Origin of the sequence: Sphingobium sp. SYK-6 (genome assembly GCF_000283515.1) — a bacterium.
GTDB classification, from domain to species: Bacteria; Pseudomonadota; Alphaproteobacteria; order Sphingomonadales; family Sphingomonadaceae; genus Sphingobium; species Sphingobium lignivorans.
Map to the genome: position 1 here is coordinate 61,003 of NC_015976.1, position 21,367 is coordinate 82,369.

The 21,367-nt window shown below is 65.6% G+C and carries 19 protein-coding genes; 14 read left to right on the forward strand and 5 right to left on the reverse strand.

The annotated features are described in order from the left end of the window. Positions 1–2: 2 nt before the first annotated feature. Positions 3–842: a diacylglycerol/lipid kinase family protein gene (locus SLG_RS00310; protein ID WP_014074392.1), complete on the reverse strand. Its 840-nt coding sequence runs from the start codon at positions 840–842 to the stop codon at positions 3–5. Positions 843–1,012: 170 nt separating this feature from the next. Between SLG_RS00310 and SLG_RS00315 the strand changes: the two genes are divergently transcribed. The 4 genes from SLG_RS00315 to SLG_RS00330 all read left to right on the forward strand — a co-directional run bounded on the left by SLG_RS00315 (position 1,013) and on the right by SLG_RS00330 (position 5,138). Beyond that, the gene (locus SLG_RS00315; RefSeq protein WP_014074393.1) at positions 1,013–1,798 is read left to right on the forward strand and encodes a succinate dehydrogenase iron-sulfur subunit; all 786 of its coding nucleotides are present in this window, start codon (positions 1,013–1,015) and stop codon (positions 1,796–1,798) included. 263 nt (positions 1,799–2,061) lie between these two features. Further along, a complete protein-coding gene (locus SLG_RS22070) occupies positions 2,062–2,799 on the forward strand; it encodes an NF038132 family protein (protein ID WP_158512657.1) in 738 nt (245 codons plus the stop codon). 96 nt (positions 2,800–2,895) lie between these two features. Next, positions 2,896–4,014, forward strand: a complete 1,119-nt coding sequence (zapE, locus tag SLG_RS00325; RefSeq protein WP_014074395.1) for a cell division protein ZapE — start codon at positions 2,896–2,898, stop codon at positions 4,012–4,014. Next, positions 4,011–5,138, forward strand: a complete 1,128-nt coding sequence (locus SLG_RS00330; RefSeq protein ID WP_014074396.1) for a glycosyltransferase — start codon at positions 4,011–4,013, stop codon at positions 5,136–5,138. Before zapE ends, SLG_RS00330 begins: the two co-directional genes overlap by 4 nt. Here SLG_RS00330 and SLG_RS21185 read toward each other — a convergent pair. Further along, positions 5,116–5,457 (reverse strand): hypothetical protein, encoded by a 342-nt coding sequence (locus SLG_RS21185; protein WP_148276449.1) that lies wholly within the window; start codon positions 5,455–5,457, stop codon positions 5,116–5,118. The genes SLG_RS00330 and SLG_RS21185 overlap by 23 nt on opposite strands. A gap of 67 nt (positions 5,458–5,524) precedes the next feature. Between SLG_RS21185 and mdh the strand changes: the two genes are divergently transcribed. The 6 genes from mdh (at position 5,525) to SLG_RS00360 (ending at position 13,857) form a co-directional block, all read left to right on the forward strand. After that, complete coding sequence (gene mdh, locus SLG_RS00335; protein ID WP_014074398.1) at positions 5,525–6,487, forward strand: malate dehydrogenase; 963 nt, start codon at positions 5,525–5,527, stop codon at positions 6,485–6,487. 66 nt (positions 6,488–6,553) lie between these two features. Then, positions 6,554–7,438 carry a succinate--CoA ligase subunit alpha gene (sucD, locus tag SLG_RS00340; RefSeq protein WP_014074399.1) on the forward strand — a complete coding sequence of 295 codons (885 nt, stop codon included), beginning with the start codon at positions 6,554–6,556 and terminating at the stop codon, positions 7,436–7,438. 98 nt (positions 7,439–7,536) lie between these two features. After that, complete coding sequence (locus tag SLG_RS00345) at positions 7,537–10,356, forward strand: 2-oxoglutarate dehydrogenase E1 component (RefSeq protein WP_014074400.1); 2,820 nt, start codon at positions 7,537–7,539, stop codon at positions 10,354–10,356. Between the two features lie 34 nt (positions 10,357–10,390). Further along, the gene (gene odhB / locus SLG_RS00350) at positions 10,391–11,665 is read left to right on the forward strand and encodes a 2-oxoglutarate dehydrogenase complex dihydrolipoyllysine-residue succinyltransferase (protein WP_014074401.1); all 1,275 of its coding nucleotides are present in this window, start codon (positions 10,391–10,393) and stop codon (positions 11,663–11,665) included. An 89-nt stretch (positions 11,666–11,754) separates the two neighbouring features. Next, a complete protein-coding gene (gene lpdA / locus SLG_RS00355) occupies positions 11,755–13,155 on the forward strand; it encodes a dihydrolipoyl dehydrogenase (RefSeq protein WP_014074402.1) in 1,401 nt (466 codons plus the stop codon). Between the two features lie 12 nt (positions 13,156–13,167). Beyond that, complete coding sequence (locus SLG_RS00360; RefSeq protein ID WP_014074403.1) at positions 13,168–13,857, forward strand: hypothetical protein; 690 nt, start codon at positions 13,168–13,170, stop codon at positions 13,855–13,857. 6 nt (positions 13,858–13,863) lie between these two features. On the opposite strand, the gene SLG_RS00365 is transcribed toward SLG_RS00360, so the two are convergent. Continuing rightward, positions 13,864–14,442: an NADPH-dependent FMN reductase gene (locus tag SLG_RS00365; protein WP_014074404.1), complete on the reverse strand. Its 579-nt coding sequence runs from the start codon at positions 14,440–14,442 to the stop codon at positions 13,864–13,866. A gap of 136 nt (positions 14,443–14,578) precedes the next feature. Between SLG_RS00365 and SLG_RS00370 the strand changes: the two genes are divergently transcribed. Beyond that, the gene (locus SLG_RS00370; protein WP_014074405.1) at positions 14,579–15,247 is read left to right on the forward strand and encodes a trimeric intracellular cation channel family protein; all 669 of its coding nucleotides are present in this window, start codon (positions 14,579–14,581) and stop codon (positions 15,245–15,247) included. Here SLG_RS00370 and SLG_RS00375 read toward each other — a convergent pair. Then, positions 15,223–15,612, reverse strand: a complete 390-nt coding sequence (locus tag SLG_RS00375) for a GFA family protein (protein WP_014074406.1) — start codon at positions 15,610–15,612, stop codon at positions 15,223–15,225. The two genes, SLG_RS00370 and SLG_RS00375, sit on opposite strands and share 25 nt — an antisense overlap. A gap of 7 nt (positions 15,613–15,619) precedes the next feature. After that, a complete protein-coding gene (gene sppA, locus SLG_RS00380) occupies positions 15,620–17,512 on the reverse strand; it encodes a signal peptide peptidase SppA (protein ID WP_014074407.1) in 1,893 nt (630 codons plus the stop codon). 375 nt (positions 17,513–17,887) lie between these two features. Between sppA and groES the strand changes: the two genes are divergently transcribed. The 3 genes from groES to SLG_RS00395 all read left to right on the forward strand — a co-directional run bounded on the left by groES (position 17,888) and on the right by SLG_RS00395 (position 20,955). Further along, entirely contained in the window at positions 17,888–18,175 is a 288-nt protein-coding gene (gene groES / locus SLG_RS00385) for a co-chaperone GroES (protein WP_014074408.1), read from the forward strand. A gap of 56 nt (positions 18,176–18,231) precedes the next feature. Beyond that, on the forward strand, positions 18,232–19,866 hold the full coding sequence (gene groL / locus SLG_RS00390) for a chaperonin GroEL (protein WP_014074409.1): 1,635 nt from the start codon (positions 18,232–18,234) through the stop codon (positions 19,864–19,866). A 420-nt stretch (positions 19,867–20,286) separates the two neighbouring features. Next, positions 20,287–20,955 carry a PEPxxWA-CTERM sorting domain-containing protein gene (locus SLG_RS00395; protein WP_014074410.1) on the forward strand — a complete coding sequence of 223 codons (669 nt, stop codon included), beginning with the start codon at positions 20,287–20,289 and terminating at the stop codon, positions 20,953–20,955. Positions 20,956–21,367 lie beyond the last annotated feature (412 nt).

Here is a 21,367-nt window from a genome sequence, read left to right on the forward strand (position 1 = left end):
GTTCAGCGCCAGGCGTGCCGCCCAAGGATGGAATGGAAGCGGACGGACGATTGCTCGCAGGAGAGGTCCAGCGGAACGGGCGCCTTGTCCTGCTCCCCGTCCACCAGCAGATCGAGATGCTCGCTCGATGAGACCAGCTTCAGTGCGGGCGCGACGTCGACGATCTCGGCGGGGCCATCGCGAAAGTCGCCCTTGAGCCAGGCGAGGCCGTGGCGAAGCAGGTCGCCGGCATCCCCGACCATGACGCCATAGGCATGAAGGCCGTCACCCCATGGCTCCACATAGATGGCGGGATAGCGCTCCTCCCGCCCTTCCACATTGACGCCGGGTGCCTCGAATGTCGCGCTGAGCGCGCGCGGCACCGTCTCGCTGAGCGAGGCGAGATCGCGATTGCGCAGATCCTCGCGGACTTCCCCCCAGAGCGCGGTGGGCCCGGCAATGATGCCGCAATAAGCGGTGAGGGTGCCTGCGCGGATCATGGGCACGGTCATCGCCTTGCCTTTGCCGGCGAGCCAGGCCTCGACGATCTCTTGGGGCGTATGGCGTCCGTGCAGGGCATGGGCGAGGAGATTCATCGTTCCGCCGGGCAGGATGAGCAACGTGCCTTCCCAGCCCGCGAGCCTGTCCGCCGCCGTGCTGACGGTCCCGTCACCGGTGAGCATGACGATGAGGTCCAGCCCCTGCGCCGTCGCTTCCGCCGCGTCGGGCAGATCCTCTTTCCCCAGCAGGACTGTTCGGCCGATCGGCTTTCCGGCCTTCTCGAACAAGGCCAGCAATTCGGCCACCAGCGCGGGGTTGAAGCTGCCGCTGCGCTCGTTGGCGACGAAGAGGCTGCGAATCATGACGTCGGATACCACATGCAGGCATGAGGTGGCCCGCGCGAAACCACAAATCAATGGCTTCTGCGGCGCAGCGCCTTCCTCGGCCCTTGAGCCCCGCGGACCGACGCGCTAGGACGCGCCCACGTCCGCGCTGCGGCCCGCCGCGCGCCCTGCCAGGGATCCATCGAGCAATGGCCGAATTCTCACTTCCCGCCAACAGCGTCGTGCGCAAGAGCGGCAAGGTTCACAAGGCACCGGAAGGCGCCGCGAACGTCAAGACTTTCAAGGTCTATCGCTACGATCCGGACAGCGGCGAGAATCCCCGTTACGATCGCTTCGAGATCGATCTGGACGATTGCGGCCCGATGGTGCTCGACGCGCTCATCAAGATGAAGGGCGAGCAGGACAGCTCCCTCACCTTCCGCCGCTCCTGCCGGGAAGGCATTTGCGGGTCCTGTTCGATGAACATCAACGGCCGGAACGGCCTCGCCTGCACGACCGCCATCGAGGACTGCAAGGGCGAGGTGCAGATCACGCCCCTTCCGCACATGGACGTCATCAAGGACCTCGTCCCGGATTTCACGCACTTCTACGCGCAATATGCGTCGATCCAGCCCTGGCTGAAGACGGTGACGCCGCCGCCGAGCGGCAAGGAGCGGCTGCAGAGCCCCGAGGATCGCGAGAAGCTGGACGGGCTTTACGAATGCATTCTGTGTGCATGCTGTTCCACGAGTTGCCCCAGCTACTGGTGGAATTCCGACCGGTTCCTGGGGCCCGCCATCCTGCTGCAGGCCTATCGCTGGCTTGCGGACAGCCGCGACGAATATACCGGTGAGCGCCTGGACGATCTGGAAGATCCCTTCCGGCTCTATCGGTGCCACACCATCATGAATTGCGCGAATGTGTGCCCCAAGGGTCTCAACCCCGCGCGCGCCATCGCCGAGACCAAGAAGATGCTGGTCGAGCGCGCGGTCTGACGTCGCATTCCTTCCCGGCTGGCTCCGCCGGTCGTGTATTTGGGGCCCTTGGGCGCGGAATAGCGCTCTAAGCGCTGTAAAAATATGCATATGGGGGCGGGTCGCACCTGCCCCCGTTTACAATCTGGTTAACCCACGTTAACCATCCGCCCCGGGTCGCCGACGGGGAAAAAACCCCGCACTTCCAACCATTCTGAACATCAGAATTTCGAAGGGAATCGACCATGTGGGATTCGAAAATTCTATTCATTGCGCCTGTGGCCTTGGCTGCGGCGCTGGCGACGCCGGCGTCGGCCTCCAGTATGGGAAACTGGGGTACGCTCGGAGCGAACGGCGTTGTCACGGCGTCGCCGGATGGCGGCACCTATGGCTATGTGTCGACCGATGGTGGCGTTGAGGGCGCAGGATCGTTGCCGGGCGTGGGTGGGACCACGGGCTCGGTCTACGAGAGCAGCAGCTTCTTCGCCAACGCTGGATCGATGCTGCAATATTATTTCAACTACGTCACGTCCGACGGCGCCGGCTATGCCGACTATGCCTGGGCTGCGCTGCGTCCGGAAACGGGTGACGACATCATCCTCTTCACGGCCCGCACCACGACGTCCGGCGACACCGTGCCCGGCTTCGATCTGCCCGGGCTCGCGCCCGGTGTCGTCCTCGATCCGGGTAGCACGCCGATCATCGGCGGTGCGCCGACATGGAGCGCGCTGGGTGGTTCGTCGGGTACCTGCTGGTCGGCGGGTTGCGGCTATACCGGCTGGATCCAGGCCAATTACAGCATCGTGGACGAAGGCAATTATACGCTGGTGTTCGGCGTCACCAACTGGAGCGATTCCGGCTATCAGTCCGGCCTCGCCTTCGACGGGCTGACGATCGACGATGAGCCCATTGACCCGACCCCGCCGGTTCCCGAGCCCGCGACCTGGGCCATGATGATCGGTGGCTTCGCGCTGGTCGGCTCGACCATGCGTCGTCGCAAGCTCCGGGTGGCCTTCGCCTGAAGGCAGTTGCCTTCGACGACCAGATGATTCGGCGGCGCGGCAGGAAACTCTGCCGCGCCGCTTTTCCTTGTGCGCCGCCTGCGCTAGGCGCGCGGGATGACTCGGCTGATCGATCGCTATGACACTCTCGTCGCCGCCGGCGAGCTGAGGCCCGATCCCGATCAGCGCGCCGCCGCGGTGCGGCTCACCCGGCTGCAGGCCGAACTCGAGGCCGCGCCCAAAAGGGGCTCGGTCCTGTGGCGGATGCTGCGCAAGGCGCCGGAGCCGGTGCGCGGCGTCTATCTCTGGGGCGGGGTGGGACGCGGCAAGTCGATGCTGATGGACCTGCTGCGCGACTGCCTGGACGGTCTGGCCAAGCGTCGTATCCATTTCCACGAATTCATGCTCGATGTGCACGCCCGGCTGCGCGCGGCAAGGGAAAGCGAGACCGGCGATCCCATCCCGCCGGTCGCCGCCGCTTTGGCCAGCGAAGTGCGCGTGCTGTTGTTCGACGAGATGGTGGTGAACAACATGGCCGACGCAGCGATCATGTCGCGACTGTTCACGGCGTTGCTCGACGCCGGCGTCACGCTCGTGGCGACGTCCAATCGCCGGCCGGACGACCTCTACAAGGATGGCCTCAATCGCGAGCTTTTCCTTCCCTTCATCGACCTGCTGAAGGACCGGCTGGACGTGCTGCCGCTCAATGGCCCGACCGACTATCGGCTGGACCGGCTGGGCGGGATGAACACCTGGCATGTCCCCAATGGCGACGAGACGACGGCCCGGCTGCGCGAGATCTTCTTTCGCCTGACCGATTATCCGCCCGAGGACAGCGCGCATGTGCCCAGCGAGGAACTGGCGATCGATGGCGGGCGCACCCTTTATGTGCCCAAGTCCCTGAAGGGGGTGGCGGTCTTTTCCTTCAAGCGCCTGTGCGGCGAGGCTCGGGGCGCGAGCGATTATCTCGCTGTCGCACGCCGTTTCCATACGGTCATCATCGTCGGGATACCCCTGCTCGGGCCGGAGAACCGGAACGAGGCGGCGCGCTTCGTGACGCTGATCGACGCGCTCTATGAGCACAAGGTCAAGCTGATCGCCGGCGCTGCTGCCGAGCCGGCGGCGCTTTACCCGCACGGCGACGGCAGCTTCGAGTTCGAGCGCACGGTGTCGAGGCTGATGGAAATGCAGTCCGACGCCTATCTCGCGCTCGGTCACGGCGCCCACGCGGCATGAACGGGCCGCAGGGCATCGGCGCACCGACCGCCCTGCTTCCTGCCGCGCTCGCCATCATCGTGCCGACCTTCAACGAGGCGGCGAATGTGCGCCTGCTGATCACGCTGGTCGACAAGGCGCTTGCGGGGATTGCCTGGGAGCTCGTGTTCGTCGACGACAATTCCCCGGACGGGACCGCCAGCGCCGTCCGCGAGATCGCGCGCACCGATCCGCGCGTGCGCATTCTCCACCGGTTCGGCCGACGCGGTCTGTCGAGTGCCTGCGTGGAAGGCATTCTCGCGACCGCCGCGCCGATCGTGGCGATCATGGACGGTGACTTGCAGCATGACGAGAGCGCTTTGCGGCCGATGTTCGATCGGATCGGCAAGGGCGATGTCGACCTGGTGGTGGGGAGCCGCCACGTGGCGGGCGGAAGCGACGCGGACTGGAACGAGAAGCGCCGCAGGATGAGCCGGTTCGCGACTCGCCTCGCGCTTCGGCTCACGCGCGTGCCGATATCCGATCCGATGAGCGGTTTCCTGATGATCCGGCGCGAGGCCTTCATGGGCTCGCTCCCCCGGCTCTCCAATGTCGGCTTCAAGATCCTGCTCGACATCCTGGCGAGCGCGCCCGTGCCCCTGCGCGTCGCGGAAATTCCCTATGTCTTCCGCGACCGTCGGCACGGCGAAAGCAAGCTCGATACTCTGGTGCTGTGGGAATATGCCCAGCTTCTTCTCGACAAGGCATTCGGGCGGGTCATTCCCGTGCGGTTCGTCAGCTTTGCCATGGTGGGCGGGCTGGGCGTGCTCGTCCACTTTGCCGTGTTGACGGCAGCCTTCAAGGGCTTCGGCCTGCCTTTCGCGCTGGCGCAGGCGGTCGCGACGGCGGTGGCCATTTCGAGCAATTTCCTGCTCAACAACATCTTCACTTATCATGACCAGCGCCTGCGCGGCTGGGGCCTCCTGCGCGGTTGGATCAGCTTCAATCTGGTCTGCGCGTTCGGCGCGGCCGCCAATGTCGGCGTGGCCGACTGGCTGTTCACGCACCGAAGCTGGTGGGCGCTCTCCGCTCTTGCCGGCATCATGGTAAGCGTGGTCTGGAACTATGTGATGTCGGCCTTCTTCACTTGGCGCCGGCGAGACTGAAGCCGCATCGCGAGTCTCGCAAAGTTCCGGAAGTGATCGCGCCGCGCCGGACTGCCCGGCGCTCGACCAATATGATGCACTCGTCATCGCGCCACCCGTTCTCATGGCTGGCGCTGTCTTCATCCTCGGCGCAAATCACGTCGGTCGATTTGCCAGTCGTCGGTTCATCCGAGCTGGAGGAGCGGGTCGGGGCGGTCCGAAAATGCCGGCCGACCACCTGATTGCACCTCGGATCGCGACAGCCAAAATGAAACGATCGACCATTAATGATATTGCGAACTAATTGCAAAGAAAGTCGGAATTCCGGGCCGATCTTCATTGAACGGTTAGGAAAATGGGCTTAAGGCCCGGCCATTCCTTCCACTGCGCAAAGGAGACAGAGGCGCATGGCTCGCAAGAAGATCGCTCTCATCGGCGCCGGCAACATTGGCGGCACGCTCGCTCATCTCGCAGCCCTGAAGGGTCTGGGCGACATCGTTCTCTTCGACGTGGTGGAAGGCGTGCCGCAGGGCAAGGCGCTGGATCTCTCCCAGTGCGGCCCGGTGGAAGGCTTCGACGCGAAGATCACCGGCTCCAACGACTATGCCGACATCGCGGGTGCGGACGTCATCATCGTCACTGCCGGCGTTGCGCGCAAGCCGGGCATGAGCCGCGACGATCTGCTCGGCATCAACCTCAAGGTCATGAAGGCCGTGGGTGAAGGCATCAAGGCCAACGCGCCCGACGCCTTCGTCATCTGCATCACCAATCCGCTGGACGCCATGGTCTGGGCGCTGCGCGAATTCTCCGGCCTGCCGCACAACAAGGTGGTCGGCATGGCGGGCGTGCTCGACTCGGCGCGCTTCGCCACTTTCCTCGCCTGGGAATTCGGCGTGTCGGTGAAGGATGTGAATGCCTTCGTGCTCGGCGGCCATGGCGACACCATGGTGCCGGTTACCAGCTACACGACTGTCTCGGGTATTCCGGTCGACGACCTCGTGAAGATGGGCAAGTCCAGCAAGGAAAAGATCGACGCCATCGTGGCGCGCACCCGCAGCGGCGGCGGCGAGATCGTCGGCCTGCTGAAGACCGGCTCGGCTTATTACGCGCCGGCCACCAGCGCCATCGCGATGGCCGAGGCCTATCTTGGCGACCAGAAGCGCATCCTGCCCGCAGCGGTGCATGTCGACGGCAAATACGGGCTCGATGGCCTCTATGTCGGCGTCCCGGTGATGATCGGCGCGGGCGGTGCCGAGGAAGTGATCGAGATCGCGCTCGATGACGAAGCGAAGCAGAATTTCCAGGTCAGCGTCGATGCAGTGAAGGAACTGCTGGTGGCGTGCCGGGGCATCGACCCCAGCCTCGCCTGAGCGCATTTCACCTGAACAGTTGCCGGGCGCCGCATATCGGAGCCCGCAAAGGGGAAGAGACACGGCATGAGCATCCTCGTCGACAAGAATACCAAGGTCATCACGCAGGGTATGACCGGTGCCACCGGCACCTTCCACACCGAGCAGGCGCTGGCTTATGGCACGCAGATGGTCGGGGGCGTCACGCCGGGCAAGGGCGGCACGACCCATATCGGCCTGCCCGTCTTCGACACGGTCGAGGAAGCGGTTAAGAAGACCGGCGCGACAGCCAGCGTCATCTATGTGCCGCCGCCATTCGCTGCTGATTCGATCCTGGAAGCGATCGATGCCGAGGTTCCGCTGATCGTCACCATCACCGAGGGCATTCCGGTGCTCGACATGGTGCGCGTCAAGCGGGCGCTCTCGGGCAGCAAGTCGCGCCTCATCGGCCCCAACTGCCCCGGCGTGCTGACGCCCGGCGAGTGCAAGATCGGCATCATGCCCGGCTCCATCTTCAAGAAGGGCAGCGTGGGCGTTGTTTCCCGGTCCGGCACGCTTACCTATGAAGCCGTGTTCCAGACTTCGAATGCGGGCCTCGGCCAGACGACGGCCGTCGGCATCGGCGGCGATCCGGTGAACGGCACGAACTTCATCGACGTGCTCGAGCTGTTCCTGGCGGACGACGCGACCGAATCGATCATCATGATCGGCGAGATCGGCGGCAATGCCGAGGAGCAGGCCGCGCAGTTCCTGATCGACGAGGCAAAGCGCGGGCGCAAGAAGCCGATGGCCGGCTTCATCGCGGGCCGCACGGCGCCTCCCGGCCGTCGCATGGGCCATGCCGGGGCGATCGTCTCGGGCGGCCAGGGCGGCGCGGAAGACAAGATCGCCGCGATGGAAGCGGCCGGCATCAAGGTCGCGGCGAGCCCGTCCGAACTGGGCACGACGCTGCTCGAGGTGTTGAAGGGTTGAGGTGACAGGGCCGGCTCTGCCGTTCGGGCAGCGCCGGCGGCAGAGCGAACGGGCCGCGTCAATGCGGCGGATGACGTGGCGAAACGAGGATTCCGGCCATGGGTTTTGAGAATCAGGATTTCACTGGCCAGGGCGAGGTCGAGCAGGGTCCGAGCTGGGCCCGCAAGGGCTGGCCGCTCGATACGACGGACGATCTGACCGCCGCGCTCGATCCCACGCAGATGCAGCTCGCCGTCAAGGCCGCGAGCGCGAAGAGCGGCGCCACGCTGTCCGAAGCGGACATCGCGAAGGCGGCGGGCGATTCCATCCGCGCGATGATGCTCATCCGCACCTATCGCGTCCGCGGGCATCTTGCCGCCAATCTCGATCCGCTCGGCCTCGTCCAGCGCGATCTGCCGGCGGACCTGACGCCGGAATATCACGGCTTCTCGGGCGCCGACCTTGACCGGAAGGTCTATATCGGCGGTTCGCTTGGCCTTGAATGGGCGACGATCCGCGAGATCGTGGACATTCTGCGCGCCAATTACTGCGGCAATGTCGGCCTTGACTATATGCACATCGCCGATGTGGAGGAGCGCCGGTTCCTGCAGGAGCGGATGGAAGGCAAGGACAAGGAAATCATCTTCACCGAGAACGGGAAGAAGGCGATCCTGGCCAAGGTCATCCAGGCCGAGCAATATGAGAAGTTCCTGGGCCGCAAATATGTCGGCACCAAGCGCTTCGGCCTCGACGGTGGCGAATCGATGATTCCGGCGCTTGAAGCGGTCATCAAATATGGCGGCCAGCTCGGCGTGCGCGAGATCGTCTACGGCATGGCGCATCGCGGCCGGCTCAACGTGCTCGCCAATGTGATGGCCAAGGGCTTCCGCGTCATTTTCCACGAATTCTCGGGCGGCACCGCCAATCCCGAGGATGTCGGCGGCTCGGGCGACGTCAAATATCACCTCGGCACCTCGACGGACCGCGAGTTCGACGGGATCAACGTCCACATGTCGCTGGTGCCCAATCCCTCGCACCTCGAGACGGTCGACCCCATCGTGCTCGGCAAAGTGCGCGCGCAGCAGGTTTTCCGGGACGATATCGGCCCGGGTCAGCACAAGCAGGTCCTGCCCGTACTCATCCATGGCGACGCGGCCTTCGCGGGCCAGGGCATCGTGTGGGAATGCTTCGGCTTTTCGGGCGTGCGCGGCTACAATACCGGCGGTTGCATCCACTTCGTGGTCAACAACCAGATCGGCTTCACGACGAGCCCGCAATTCGCGCGCTCCTCGCCCTATCCGAGCGATGTCGCCAAGGGCGTGCAGGCGCCTATCCTGCATGTGAATGGCGATGATCCCGAGGCTGTGACCTTCGCTTGCAAGCTGGCCATCGAATATCGCCAGACCTTCCACCGCGACATCGTGATCGACATGTGGTGCTATCGCCGCTTCGGTCATAATGAAGGCGACGAGCCGAGCTTCACGCAGCCGCAGATGTACGCGCAGATCAAGCAGCACCCGCCGGTGAGCGAAGTCTATGCTGCGCGCCTGCGTGAAGAAGGTGTGGTCGACGACGCGTTCATCCAGGCCACGGCCGACGGTTTCGTCGCGCTGCTGGAGGAGGAATTCGAGGCCGCCAAGACCTACAAGTCCAACCATGCCGACTGGTTCGCCGGGCGCTGGTCGGGCCTGCATCAGCCGGCGGACATCGAGACGGCCCGCAAGAATGTCGAAAGCGCCATCTCGCCCAAGCTCTTCGAGAGCCTGGGACGCACGCTGACGACCGTGCCGCAGGACCTCAACGTCCACCGCACACTGCGCCGTATCCTCGACGCGAAGGCGGAGATGTTCCGCACCGGCGAGGGTTTCGACTGGGCGACCGGCGAGGCGCTGGCGTTCGGCTCGCTCCTCTCGGAAGGCTATGGCGTGCGCCTGTCGGGCCAGGATTCGGGGCGCGGCACTTTCAGCCAGCGCCATGCGGTGTGGCTCGACCAGGAGACGGAGCGGAAATATATCCCGCTCTCCACCGTGCCCCATGGCCATTTCGAGGTCTATGACAGCCCGCTCAGCGAATATGGCGTGCTGGGTTTCGAATATGGCTATGCGATGGCCGACCCCAAGAGCCTGGTGCTCTGGGAAGCGCAGTTCGGCGATTTCGCCAACGGCGCGCAGATCATCGTCGACCAGTATATCGCCGCGGCCGAAGCCAAGTGGCTGCGCGCCAACGGGCTCGTGCTGCTGCTGCCGCACGGCTATGAGGGGCAGGGCCCCGAGCACAGCTCGGCGCGCGTGGAGCGCTATCTCCAGCTCTGCGCGGAAGGCAATATCCAGGTCGCCAACTGCACGACGCCGGCCAATTATTTCCACATCCTGCGCCGGCAGATGCTGCGGCCGTTCCGCAAGCCGCTCATCCTCATGACGCCCAAGTCGCTGCTGCGCCACAAGCTGGCGGTCAGCAAGGCCGAGGACTTCATGGGCGACCGGCATTTCCAGCGTATCCTCTCCGACCCCAATGGGTCGGCGGATGCGCAGACCCGCAAGCTGGTGCTCTGCACCGGCAAGGTCGCTTATGATCTGCTGGAAGCGCGCGATGCGGCCGGAGACAAGCACACGCAGATCGTGCGCGTCGAGCAGCTCTACCCCTTCCCCACGGAAGCGCTTTCGGTTCGCCTCAAGCGCCTGCCCGCGCTGGAGGAAGTCGTCTGGTGTCAGGAAGAGCCGCGCAACAACGGCGCCTGGTTCTTCGTCGAGCCCTTCATCGAGCAGGCCCTGAGCGATGCCGGAAAGGGCCCGATGCGGGCCCGCTATGCCGGCCGCAAGCCTGCGGCCTCGCCTGCCACCGGCCTCGCGCGCCGGCATGCCGCCGAGCAGGGCGCGCTGGTCGCCGATGCACTTGGTCATAGCGTGCGGACGGAAATTCGCCGCCAGAAGAAAGCTTAAGTCCCGCGAGTCGCGCGGAACCAGGAGGAATGACATGGCCACCGAAGTGAAAGTGCCCACGCTGGGCGAATCGGTCACCGAGGCGACCGTCGGCCAGTGGCTGAAGAAGCCCGGCGAAGCCGTGAAGGCCGACGAACCGATCGCGAGCCTGGAAACGGACAAGGTCGCCATCGAGGTGCCTTCGCCCGTGAGCGGCGTGCTCGGTGAACTGCTCGTCAAGGAAGGCGACACCGTGAATGTCGGCGCGGTCATCGCGACGATCGAGGACGGCGGGGCCCCGGCGGCCAAGGCCGCCAGCGCAGCGCCGGCCCCGGCGAAGGCCGAAGCAGCGCCTGCGCCTGCAGCAACGCCTGCGCCCGCAGCACCGGCACCCGCCGCCGCCCCCGCGGCGGAATCCGAGAGCGCATCCGGGCCGATCACGCTGTCGCCCGCCGTGCGCCGTCTCGTCCTCGAGCATGGCCTCGACCCCAGCCGGATCACCGGCACCGGCAAGGATGGCCGCCTGACCAAGGATGACGTGCTCGCGGCCATCGCCGCCGGCACCGCCGTCGCGGCTGCCCCCGCGGGCGCCAGCCCGGCCGCGGCCGCTGCGCCGGCCTCCGGTCCTTCCCGCGAGCAGGAGCGCGTGAAGATGACGCGCCTGCGCCAGACCGTCGCCCGGCGACTGAAGGAAGCGCAGAACAACGCCGCCATTCTCACGACCTTCAACGATGTCGACATGACCGCCGTCATCGAGGCGCGCGCGAAGTACAAGGACCTGTTCGAGAAGAAGCACGGCATCCGCCTCGGCTTCATGGGCTTCTTCGTGAAGGCCGCGTGCATGGCGCTCAAGGACATTCCGGGCGTCAACGCGCAGATCGAGGGCGACGAGATCGTCTACAATAATTTCTGCGACATCTCGGTCGCGGTTTCCGCGCCCAATGGCCTCATGGTGCCGGTGATCCGCAATGCCGAGAGCATGAGCATCGCGGAGATCGAAAAGACGATCGCCGATTTCGGCAAGCGCGCCAAGGAAGGCTCGCTTTCCATGGCGGACATGGCCGGCGGCACTTTCACCATCTCCAATGGCGGCGTGTTCGGCAGCCTGCTGTCCACGCCCATCATCAATCCGCCCCAGTCCGGCGTGCTCGGCCTGCACCGCATCGAGGAGCGCCCGGTCGTCAGGAACGGCCAGATCGTGGCGCGGCCGATGATGTATCTGGCGCTGAGCTACGACCATCGCCTGATTGACGGGCGCGAGGCCGTGACCTTCCTTGTCGCGATGAAGAATGCGATCGAGGATCCCACCCGGCTGCTGATCGACTTGTAATCGACGCAGCAGGGGCCGGGCTTGCAGGGCCCGGCCCATTGTTCAGGTAGCGCAGCCCTTCGACAGGCGGGGGCGAACGGAGCAGGAAGATGGCAGACCAGTTCGATTATGATGTCCTCGTGATCGGCGCCGGCCCGGGCGGTTATGTCGCGGCGATCCGTGCCGCGCAGCTTGGCCTGAAGACCGCCTGCGCGGAGAGCCGGGAAACGCTTGGCGGCACCTGCCTCAATGTCGGGTGCATTCCCTCCAAGGCGCTGCTGCATGCGTCCGAATATTTCGAGGCAGCGGCGGGCGGCAAGATGGCCGCCATGGGCATCAAGGTGAAGCCGGAACTGGACCTTGCGACCATGCAGGGCCAGCGCATCGACGCCGTGAAAGGCCTCACCGGCGGCGTTGAGTTCCTCTTCCGCAAGAACAAGGTCGACTGGCTCAACGGCCTCGCCACCTTCAAGGATGCGCACAGCGTCGAGGTGGCCGGCAAGACCGTGACGGCGAAGAACATCGTCATCGCGACCGGTAGCTCCGTGACACCGCTCCCCGGCGTCGCGGTCGACAATGCCAAGGGCATCATCGTCGATTCGACTGGCGCGCTGGAGCTGGACAAGGTGCCGGGTCACCTCGTCGTCATTGGCGGCGGCGTGATCGGCCTGGAACTGGGCAGCGTCTGGCGCCGCCTGGGCGCGAAGGTCACTGTCGTCGAGTATCTTGACCAGATCCTGCCCGGCATGGACGGCGACGTGCGCAAGGAAGCGAACAAGATCTTCCGCAAGCAGGGCATCGAGTTCAGGCTGGAAACGAAGGTGACCGGCGCGACCGTGAAGGGCAAGAAGGCCACGCTGACCCTTGAGCCCGCCGCTGGCGGCGAGGCCGAGAAGCTGGAAGCCGATGTCGTGCTCGTCGCCATCGGCCGCCGCGCCAATACCGAAGGGCTGGGGCTGGACAAGATCGGCCTCGAACTCAACCAGCGCGGACAGATCGAGACCGATCACGACTTCTCCACCAAGGTGCCGGGCGTCTGGGCGATCGGCGATGTGATCCCCGGTCCCATGCTGGCGCACAAGGCCGAGGACGAGGGCATCGCCGTCGCGGAGAACATCGCCGGCCTCACCGGCATCGTGAATCATGACGTGATCCCGAGCGTCGTCTACACGCAGCCCGAGATCGCCGGCGTCGGCCTGACCGAAGAGGCGGCAAAGGCAAAGGGCTCTGTGAAGGTCGGCAAGTTCCCGATGCTGGCGAACAGCCGGGCCAAGACCAATCATGAGCCGGACGGTTTCGTGAAGGTCATTGCCGATGCGGAGACGGACCGGGTGCTGGGCGTCTGGATCGTCGCGTCGGTCGCCGGCACCATGATCGCGCAGGCCGCGCAGGCCATGGAATTCGGCGCCACGTCCGAGGACATCGCCTATACCTGCCACGCACATCCCACGCACAGCGAGGCTGTGAAGGAAGCGGCCATGGCGGTGCTCGGCAAGCCGATCCACGTCTGACGGCCCCCGGGGGTGACACAGCGCCTCCGCCGCCGGTTGAATCGCTTCCACGTCTGGCTCGGCTGGCTGGTGGCGGTGCCGCTGCTGGCGTGGACGATCAGTGGCCTCTTCATGGCGAGTTTCCCCATCGAGCAGATACGCGGCGCGCATCTGCGCCGTGAGATGCCGCCGCTGGACCGGGCCGTGCTCGTGCCACCGCAGCCGGGCAACCGGCCGGTCTCCTCCCTGACCGCCGAGCAGCAGGCGTCGGGACCGCGCTGGGTGATTGCCTATGCGGACGGGAGCTTCGCGCGGGCCGACGGACGCACGGGGAAGCGCGTGGCCGCCGTGGATCGGCGGGAGGCCCTGGCCATCGCCCGCGCCGCCTATGCCGGGAAACAGGCCGTGCAGAGCGTGACCTTCTTTGCGACAGACGCCAATCCGCTCGACCTGCGGCGCGCTCGGCCCGCCTGGCAGGTCCGCCATGCCGACGGAACGAATTTCTACATTGATAGCGAATCCGGACGTCTCCTCGCCGTCCGCAGTTCGCTCTGGCGCGTCTATGATCTGATGTGGGGGCTGCACATCCTCGATCTCCAGGATCGGGAAGACAGTCATCATCCCCTTCTTTACGGCCTTGCCGCCATCGCGGCCGCGGCAGTGCTGTTCGGCACTATCCTTCTGCCCCTGACGCTGCGGCGCAGGCGCAGGATGAAAAGCTGACGCCCTTCAGGCAACCGCGCGCTTCGCCGCTGCGGCGGACGCCCACCATTCCAGTTCGTCGGCGAAGGCGGGGAAGGCCTTTTCCAGCGCCGCGCCGCCCTCGCCGGTCGGTTGGCCGGCTTCATCGAGGCTCGCGGTGATGCCGCCCACCGCGACCGTCGCCGGCACCACCGCGATGCCGAGCGAGGCAAGTGTGGGATGCCAGGCCGAGCCGGACCGCGCACCGGCCATGCGCCCGGCGGAATAGGTCACGATCCCGGCCGGGCGCCGGCGCCACTCCTCGACATAGTGATCGACGAGATTCTTGAGGCCGGGCTGGATGCCCCAATTATATTCCCCCGCCACGAACAGGAAGCCGTCCGCCGCGCTGATCCGCCGCGCCAGCGCCGCCATGGACTCCGGCGCCTCGCCCGGCCCATGGTCCATGTAGCGCTTGTCCAGCATGGGCAGCCCGACTGCCCTGGCGTCGACCAGTTCGACGGCATGGCCACGTTCGGCAAGGCGCTCCACGCAATAAGTGGCAAGCCGGATGCCGGCGCGATTCTCCCGGTAGGATCCGTAGAAGACGAGAAGCGACAGGGACATGAGGCGGCTTCCTTTTCCATTGTGCCCGGCGGCGGGCGATAAGTGCTCGAAGGCGAGGTTAGAGCGTCGCTGCGGATATCGCCAGCCAGCCAAGCATGTGCTCGACAGGCTCCGGCCCCGGCAATAAAGCCAAGTCATGCCTCCGTCCGAGTTCAGTGTTCCAGTCGGCCCGATCCTGCAACTGCTGAGCTATATCGGCACGTTCGTCTTTGCCGCGTCCGGGGCTCTTGCGGCGGCCCGGGCGCAGCAGACGCTCGTCACCTTCGCGTTCTTCGCGCTCATTACCGGCGTCGGCGGGGGGACGGTGCGCGATCTGCTGATCGACGCCCCCGTCTTCTGGATCCACGATGCCTGGATGGCGATCATCTGCATTTCCGCCGCCTTCGTCGTCTATCTGACGCCCGAGCGCTGGTGGCCCGCGCGTGCGCTCGACTGGATGGATGCGGTCGGGCTCGCGGCATTCGCCGTGTTCGGAACGGCCAAGGCCATGAGCTTCGGGGTGCATCCCTTCGTGGCGGCGCTGATGGGCGTGATCACGGGTTGCGTGGGCGGCATCATCCGCGATCTGCTGGCGGGGGAGCCATCCATCCTGTTGCGCCCGGAAATCTACGTGACAGCGGCGGCACTGGCGGCGGGCCTTTATGCGCTGTTCCTCAGCCTCGGCCTTCCTTCCGCGCCGGCGAGCGCCCTGGCTGCGACCGCCGGGTTTGCCTTGCGGGCCGTCGCGATCGCGCGCGGGCTGGCCCTGCCGTCTTATGGTTCTCCGGGCGAACCACCCGGTCAGGCGGGCGGACCTTCGGGATAGCAAGGCACGTCATCTGGCAGCGGGACCCATGGCTGCCGGGCGGAGACCCAGATATGCGCGGACGGCGCGAATCGCCCGGGCTCGTCCAGGCTTCCCATGGTGAGACCGATTCTGTTCGTCGCGGCCCGCTCGGAGAATAATGTCGTGCCGCATTGCGTGCAGAAGCCGCGCCGCAGTTCGGCGGAACTGTGGTGCCAGCCGACAGGTCCGGTGATCGTCACCGCGTCGAGCGGCACCATCACGCGCGCATAGAAGGGCGCGCCGGTCGCCTTCTGGCAGAGCCGGCAATGGCACGCCCGGACGTTGATCGGTTCGGCGTCGGTGGTGTAGCCGCACGCGCCGCAGAGGCAGCCGCCCGAGATCATCGGCATCTCACGAGCCCATCTGCTGCCGGAACAGGGCGGTCAGCCACCCGCTGTTCGAGGCGGGGGCGGGCGCGCGGCCCGGCACGAACGCGCGGCACTCGAGGCAATCGGCCCGGATCGCCGCGCCGTCCATCAGCCCCTGAAGATCAGCGACGATCCGCTGCGCGACATGCTGCTGTTGCCGGGCGGCAAGGCTCAGCCAGTCACGCGGCGCAGCGCGGGCGGAAACCTCGTCCGCGCCGAAAATCGCTGCCAGCACTTGGGTGAACCGATCCGGCTCAGGGTCGAAATAACGCCCGCGAGCCGCACTGCCGCTCAGCCTGGCACGCCGCGCGGCTTCCGCGATAGCATCCTCGATGCCGCCGAACCTGTCGACAAGCTTGAGCTGATGGGCCGTGCCGCCATCCCACACGCGCCCCTGGCCGATCTCGTCCACGCGCTGTGGCGTGAGCTTGCGGGAAGCGGCGACGAGGCCGATGAACTTGCCGTAGATATCCTCCACGCTGGCTTGCGCCAGGGCGTCGAACGCCGGGCTGATGCCACCCACCACATCGGGCTCCCCGGAGAGCGCGGTCGCCTTGACGCCGTCGCTGGTGATGCCGATCTTCGCCAGAGTCGTTTCGAAGCTCGGCAGGATGCCAAACACGCCGATTGACCCGGTGATGGTGGCAGGCTCCGCGAACACGACGTCCCCGGCGGTGCTGGCCCAATAGCCGCCGCTCGCAGCCACATTCCCCATCGATACGACCACCGGCAGTCCCTGCGATCTGGCCGCGACCAGCGCCGACCGGATCTCCTCGGAGGCCGCCGCCGATCCGCCGGGCGAATCGACGCGCAGCACCAGAGCCTTGATCTGGGCGTCGCTCAGGGCATCGCGAATGAGGTTTGCCACCGTGGTTCCGCCCGCGAATCCCGGGGGCGCTTCACCATCGACGATCTCGCCGGCCACGGTGATGATACCCACTTGCCCGCCCTGGCCCGAGGTGTGGCGACGGGCATAAGGCGAGAAGGGAATGGCCTTGAAATCGCCGGGGCCGCCATCGTCCGCCGTCCCGGCCAGCTCGGCAATCCGCTTGCCGAAGGCGATCTCGTCTCCGAGCTTGTCCACGAGCCCGGCCGCCTGCGCCGCCTTTGCCGTATCGCCGCCCTGGCCGCGCAGCAGCGCGAGCGGATCGGCGAGATAAGCTTCCACCTTCGCCTTGGGACGCGCCTTGGCGACATTCTCGAGCCAGCCGCCCCAGATCGCCTTGACCAGCGCCTCGCTGGCTGCCCTGGCTTCCGGCGACTGGTCCGTCCGGATGAATGGTTCCACCGCGCTCTTGTAGGTGCCGACGCGATAGACATGTGTCTTCGCGCCGAGCTTGTCGATGAGGCCCTTGTAGTAGAGATTGCTGCCACCCGGGCCGGTCACGCCCACCATGCCCATCGGCGAGAGCCACACTTCGCTGGCATGGGCGGCCAGCAGATAGCCGTCATCGTCATAATAAGTGGCGTGTGCGAGCACCGGCTTGCCGGCCGCGCGCACCTTGTCCAGCGCTTCGCCGACGCGTTCCATGGCGACCTGCCCGCCTCCGCCGAAGCCATCGAGATCGAGCACCACCGCCTTGACCGCGCTGTCGCTGGCTGCCCCCTCGATGGCGCCGACCACGTCGCGCAGGCGATATTCGGTCTGGCCGGCGGATCCGGTCAGCCGCGAGAAGCCGTCCGCGCTGTGCGGCTGTTCCACGATCGGGCCATCCAGCGCGATGTGGAGTGCGCCGCTGGCCGGAAAACCGGTATCCACCCGCGCCATCTTCAGCCCGGCATAGAGCAGCGCAAAGAACAGGATGAGGAACAGGAGAACCAGTCCGTCCTTGATGGCCACCAGCAGTTTCCAGGCGCCTCTCACGATGCTGAGCACGATCAATCTCCTTCGCGAAGCGCATCGCCTAGCGCATCTTCGGCCGCGATGCACCCGGCCTTGTGCGGCCGGGGCGGGCGGGAGCGCGCTCCGCTGAAGGCCGGCGCAGGCCAAGCCTCATCCGGGACGGCTGTGGAGAGTCGCGGGGGCTTCACGGCGAGAGATAACTTTTCGCTGCTCTCCCCTTGACCAACTCCGGCGGCCGCCCATATGGCGCCTGCTAGCACTCACCCAGGAACAGTGCTAACAACCTGATTCACGAGCGGGGAACGAACCGAATCTGGTGATCACCGGTGCCATCGGCAAGGCTCGATGCCATCAGCACTGATACCGCCAGCCGGAACGGGCCACGCCCATAGGAAAGGACAGTAGAGAATGGCATTTCGTCCGCTGCACGATCGCGTGCTCGTTCGCCGCATCGAAGCCGATGAGAAGACCGCCGGCGGCATCATCATTCCGGACTCCGCCAAGGAAAAGCCGCAGGAAGGCGAGATCGTCGCCGTCGGCACCGGTTCCAAGGCCGAAGATGGCAAGGTGACCCCGCTCGACGTCAAGACCGGCGACCGCGTCCTGTTCGGCAAGTGGTCCGGCACCGAGGTCAAGGTCGATGGTGAAGACCTGCTCATCATGAAGGAAAGCGACATTCTCGGCGTGATCGCCTGATCGCGATCCATCGCCGGCAAGTCCATCCAGAACTCAGAAAGTAGAGGAAAGCAATCATGGCAGCCAAGGACGTCAAATTTTCCCGCGACGCCCGCGAGCGCATCCTGCGCGGCGTCGACATCCTCGCCGATGCCGTCAAGGTGACGCTCGGCCCCAAGGGCCGCAACGTCGTCATCGACAAGAGCTTCGGCGCGCCCCGGATCACCAAGGACGGCGTCTCCGTCGCCAAGGAGATCGAGCTCAAGGACAAGTTCGAGAACATGGGCGCACAGATGGTGCGCGAAGTCGCCAGCAAGACCAATGACGTCGCTGGTGACGGCACCACGACCGCCACGGTCCTGGCCCAGTCGATCGTTCGCGAGGGCATGAAGTCGGTCGCGGCCGGCATGAACCCGATGGACCTCAAGCGCGGCATCGATCTCGCCGTGATCAAGGTCGTCGATGATCTCAAGGCCCGTTCCAAGCCCGTCGCAGGTTCGTCGGAAATCGCGCAGGTCGGCATCATTTCGGCCAATGGCGATGTCGAAGTCGGCGAGAAGATCGCCGAAGCGATGGAGAAGGTCGGCAAGGAAGGCGTCATCACCGTTGAAGAGGCCAAGGGTCTCGACTTCGAGCTCGACGTCGTCGAGGGCATGCAGTTCGACCGCGGCTACCTCTCGCCCTACTTCATCACCAACCCCGAGAAGATGCAGGTCGAGCTCGCCGATCCCTACATCCTCATCCACGAGAAGAAGCTGTCCTCGCTCCAGTCGATGCTGCCGATTCTCGAGGCCGTGGTGCAGTCGGGTCGTCCGCTGCTCATCATCGCCGAGGACATCGAGGGTGAGGCTCTGGCCACGCTCGTCGTCAACAAGCTGCGTGGCGGCCTGAAGATCGCCGCCGTCAAGGCGCCGGGCTTCGGTGATCGTCGCAAGGCGATGCTCGAAGACATCGCGATCCTGACCAACGGCCAGATGATCAGCGAGGACCTCGGCATCAAGCTCGAGAATGTCACGCTGGGCATGCTCGGCCAGGCCAAGCGCGTCACGATCGACAAGGACAACACGACCCTCGTCGATGGTGCCGGCGATGCGGAAGCCATCAAGGGCCGCGTCGAGCAGATCCGCGCTCAGATCGAGACGACGACGTCCGATTATGACCGCGAGAAGCTGCAGGAGCGTCTTGCCAAGCTGGCCGGCGGCGTTGCCGTCATCAAGGTTGGCGGCGCGACCGAGGTCGAGGTGAAGGAGCGCAAGGACCGCGTCGACGACGCGCTGCACGCCACGCGCGCTGCCGTGGAAGAAGGTATCGTCCCCGGCGGCGGTACGGCTCTCCTCTACGCCACCAAGGCGCTGGAAGGCCTCAAGGGCGCCAATGACGACCAGACCCGCGGCATCGACATCATCCGTCGCGCCCTGCAGTCTCCGGTTCGTCAGATCGCCGAGAACGCCGGTGCCGACGGTGCCGTCGTTGCAGGCAAGCTGCTCGATGGCGGCGACGTGACGCTCGGCTTCAATGCCGCGACGGACGTTTACGAGAACCTGGTCGCCGCCGGCGTCATCGACCCCACCAAGGTCGTGCGCGCTGCCCTGCAGGACGCTGCCTCGGTTGCCGGCCTGCTCATCACCACCGAGGCGACGATCGCCGAGCTGCCGGACGACAAGCCGGCCGCTCCGGCCATGCCCGGCGGCATGGGTGGCATGGACTTCTAAGTCCTACGCCAGATCAATCGATTGGGAGGGCCGCCGGGCAACCGGCGGCCTTCTTGTTTTCCGTCGCTCTGCACAGGGACCAGTGCCGCGCCTGGCTGATGGCTGGATGCCCGGTTTCGTTCGGGCGTCGAATCACGTCTGGCAAGACAGCGCGAATCGGCGGGCGTCGGAGCATCGACCCTCGATCCGGCCGCGCCGCGACATATAACCAGGCCGAGCTACAGGGCACTTTGGCCCGGCGCAGAGACAACAGTGCAAAGACAGGCACCCTCGTTAACCAATAAAAATCCATCCACCTCAGTCATCCCTCCCGAGGCCGTGCAATTATGGGAATATTAAGGTTAATTTCCATAAATACATTTTGCGACAAATCTGTCCCTGAAGTTATGCCTACTCACCTAATCAAGTGGGAGAACTTCAGTGCGTTCAGTAAAGACACTCGCCATCATCGGCGCCCTGATCGGCGCTACACCGGCTCTGGCCGTGGACTTCACCTTCACGGGCCCGACCGCCATTCCGGGCAGCGGCACCTTCGGTCCGGCTGCTGACTTTCCGATCGAGTTCGCTGTCTCTGGCCTCGGCACCGTGACGGACGTGAACGTGACGCTCACCGGCCTGACGCACAGCTATTCGGACGATCTCCAGATGATCCTGGTCTCGGCCGCCGGTACGCGCGTCCTGCTCATGAACGAGGCTGGTGGCCCCGCGAACTGGAACAACGACACGGTCACCTTCGACCAGTCGGCGGCCGCTGCCATGCCGAACAGCTTCGGCGGCACGAACTTCAACATCCCGAGCGGCTCCTACAAGCCGTCGGCCTATTCGGTCGGCCCGGTGCTTTCGCTCCTGATCGACGGAACCAATCTCGACCTGTTCAACGGCGAGGATGCCAATGGCACCTGGAAGCTGTTCATCAGCGACGTCAATCTCTTCGATGCCGGTTCGGTCCAGGGCGTCACGCTCTCGATCGAAGCGCTGACCCCGCCGCCCGCCGTGCCTGAGCCGGCCACCTGGGCGATGCTGATCGGCGGTTTCGCCCTGACGGGTCTCGCGATGCGCCGCAGCGCCACGCGCGTTTCGTTCGCCTGACGGCGGCATCAACGACAAATCTGGACGGGTCGGGCGCATGTCGCCCGGCCCGTTTCCTTTTCCGCTCGTGAGAGGGGGGAAGGGCGGGGCGCCCGGAGCAGGCGAAGGGCCTCGGCCGAGCCTCGCACAAAATCAAATGGGGGCCGACATTGCTGCCGACCCCCACTGCACCATCGCCTTCCAGTCCGTTTCCGGACATCCGGCGACTGGCATGGCGCCTTCCCGCCGAAAGGGCAGGCGCGCCGGGCTTCCCGAAGACGCGAGGTCCGCGAGAAGCCGCGATCCCGTCCGGCTGGGTAGCCATCGAGGATCAGGCTGGCCAGGCCGCCCGCAGGCAGCACAGGCCTAACCTTGCCGGACCACGTCGCTTGTCTAGACGACAGGCTTCATGCTCCATCCCATCATCTCGCTG

Bases quoted from the DNA above. Each gene is read 5' to 3' on its own strand.
- groES (WP_014074408.1), top strand. From the start codon at position 17,888: ATGGCATTTCGTCCGCTGCACGATCGCGTGCTCGTTCGCCGCATCGAA.
- SLG_RS00365 (WP_014074404.1), bottom strand. From the start codon at position 14,442: ATGTCCCTGTCGCTTCTCGTCTTCTACGGATCCTACCGGGAGAATCGC.
- lpdA (WP_014074402.1), top strand. From the start codon at position 11,755: ATGGCAGACCAGTTCGATTATGATGTCCTCGTGATCGGCGCCGGCCCG.
- SLG_RS00345 (WP_014074400.1), top strand. From the start codon at position 7,537: ATGGGTTTTGAGAATCAGGATTTCACTGGCCAGGGCGAGGTCGAGCAG.
- groL (WP_014074409.1), top strand. From the start codon at position 18,232: ATGGCAGCCAAGGACGTCAAATTTTCCCGCGACGCCCGCGAGCGCATC.
- odhB (WP_014074401.1), top strand. From the start codon at position 10,391: ATGGCCACCGAAGTGAAAGTGCCCACGCTGGGCGAATCGGTCACCGAG.
- SLG_RS00375 (WP_014074406.1), bottom strand. From the start codon at position 15,612: ATGATCTCGGGCGGCTGCCTCTGCGGCGCGTGCGGCTACACCACCGAC.
- SLG_RS00315 (WP_014074393.1), top strand. From the start codon at position 1,013: ATGGCCGAATTCTCACTTCCCGCCAACAGCGTCGTGCGCAAGAGCGGC.
- SLG_RS00330 (WP_014074396.1), top strand. From the start codon at position 4,011: ATGAACGGGCCGCAGGGCATCGGCGCACCGACCGCCCTGCTTCCTGCC.
- SLG_RS00370 (WP_014074405.1), top strand. From the start codon at position 14,579: ATGCCTCCGTCCGAGTTCAGTGTTCCAGTCGGCCCGATCCTGCAACTG.
- SLG_RS00310 (WP_014074392.1), bottom strand. From the start codon at position 842: ATGATTCGCAGCCTCTTCGTCGCCAACGAGCGCAGCGGCAGCTTCAAC.
- SLG_RS21185 (WP_148276449.1), bottom strand. From the start codon at position 5,457: ATGAAGATCGGCCCGGAATTCCGACTTTCTTTGCAATTAGTTCGCAAT.
- mdh (WP_014074398.1), top strand. From the start codon at position 5,525: ATGGCTCGCAAGAAGATCGCTCTCATCGGCGCCGGCAACATTGGCGGC.
- sucD (WP_014074399.1), top strand. From the start codon at position 6,554: ATGAGCATCCTCGTCGACAAGAATACCAAGGTCATCACGCAGGGTATG.
- zapE (WP_014074395.1), top strand. From the start codon at position 2,896: ATGACTCGGCTGATCGATCGCTATGACACTCTCGTCGCCGCCGGCGAG.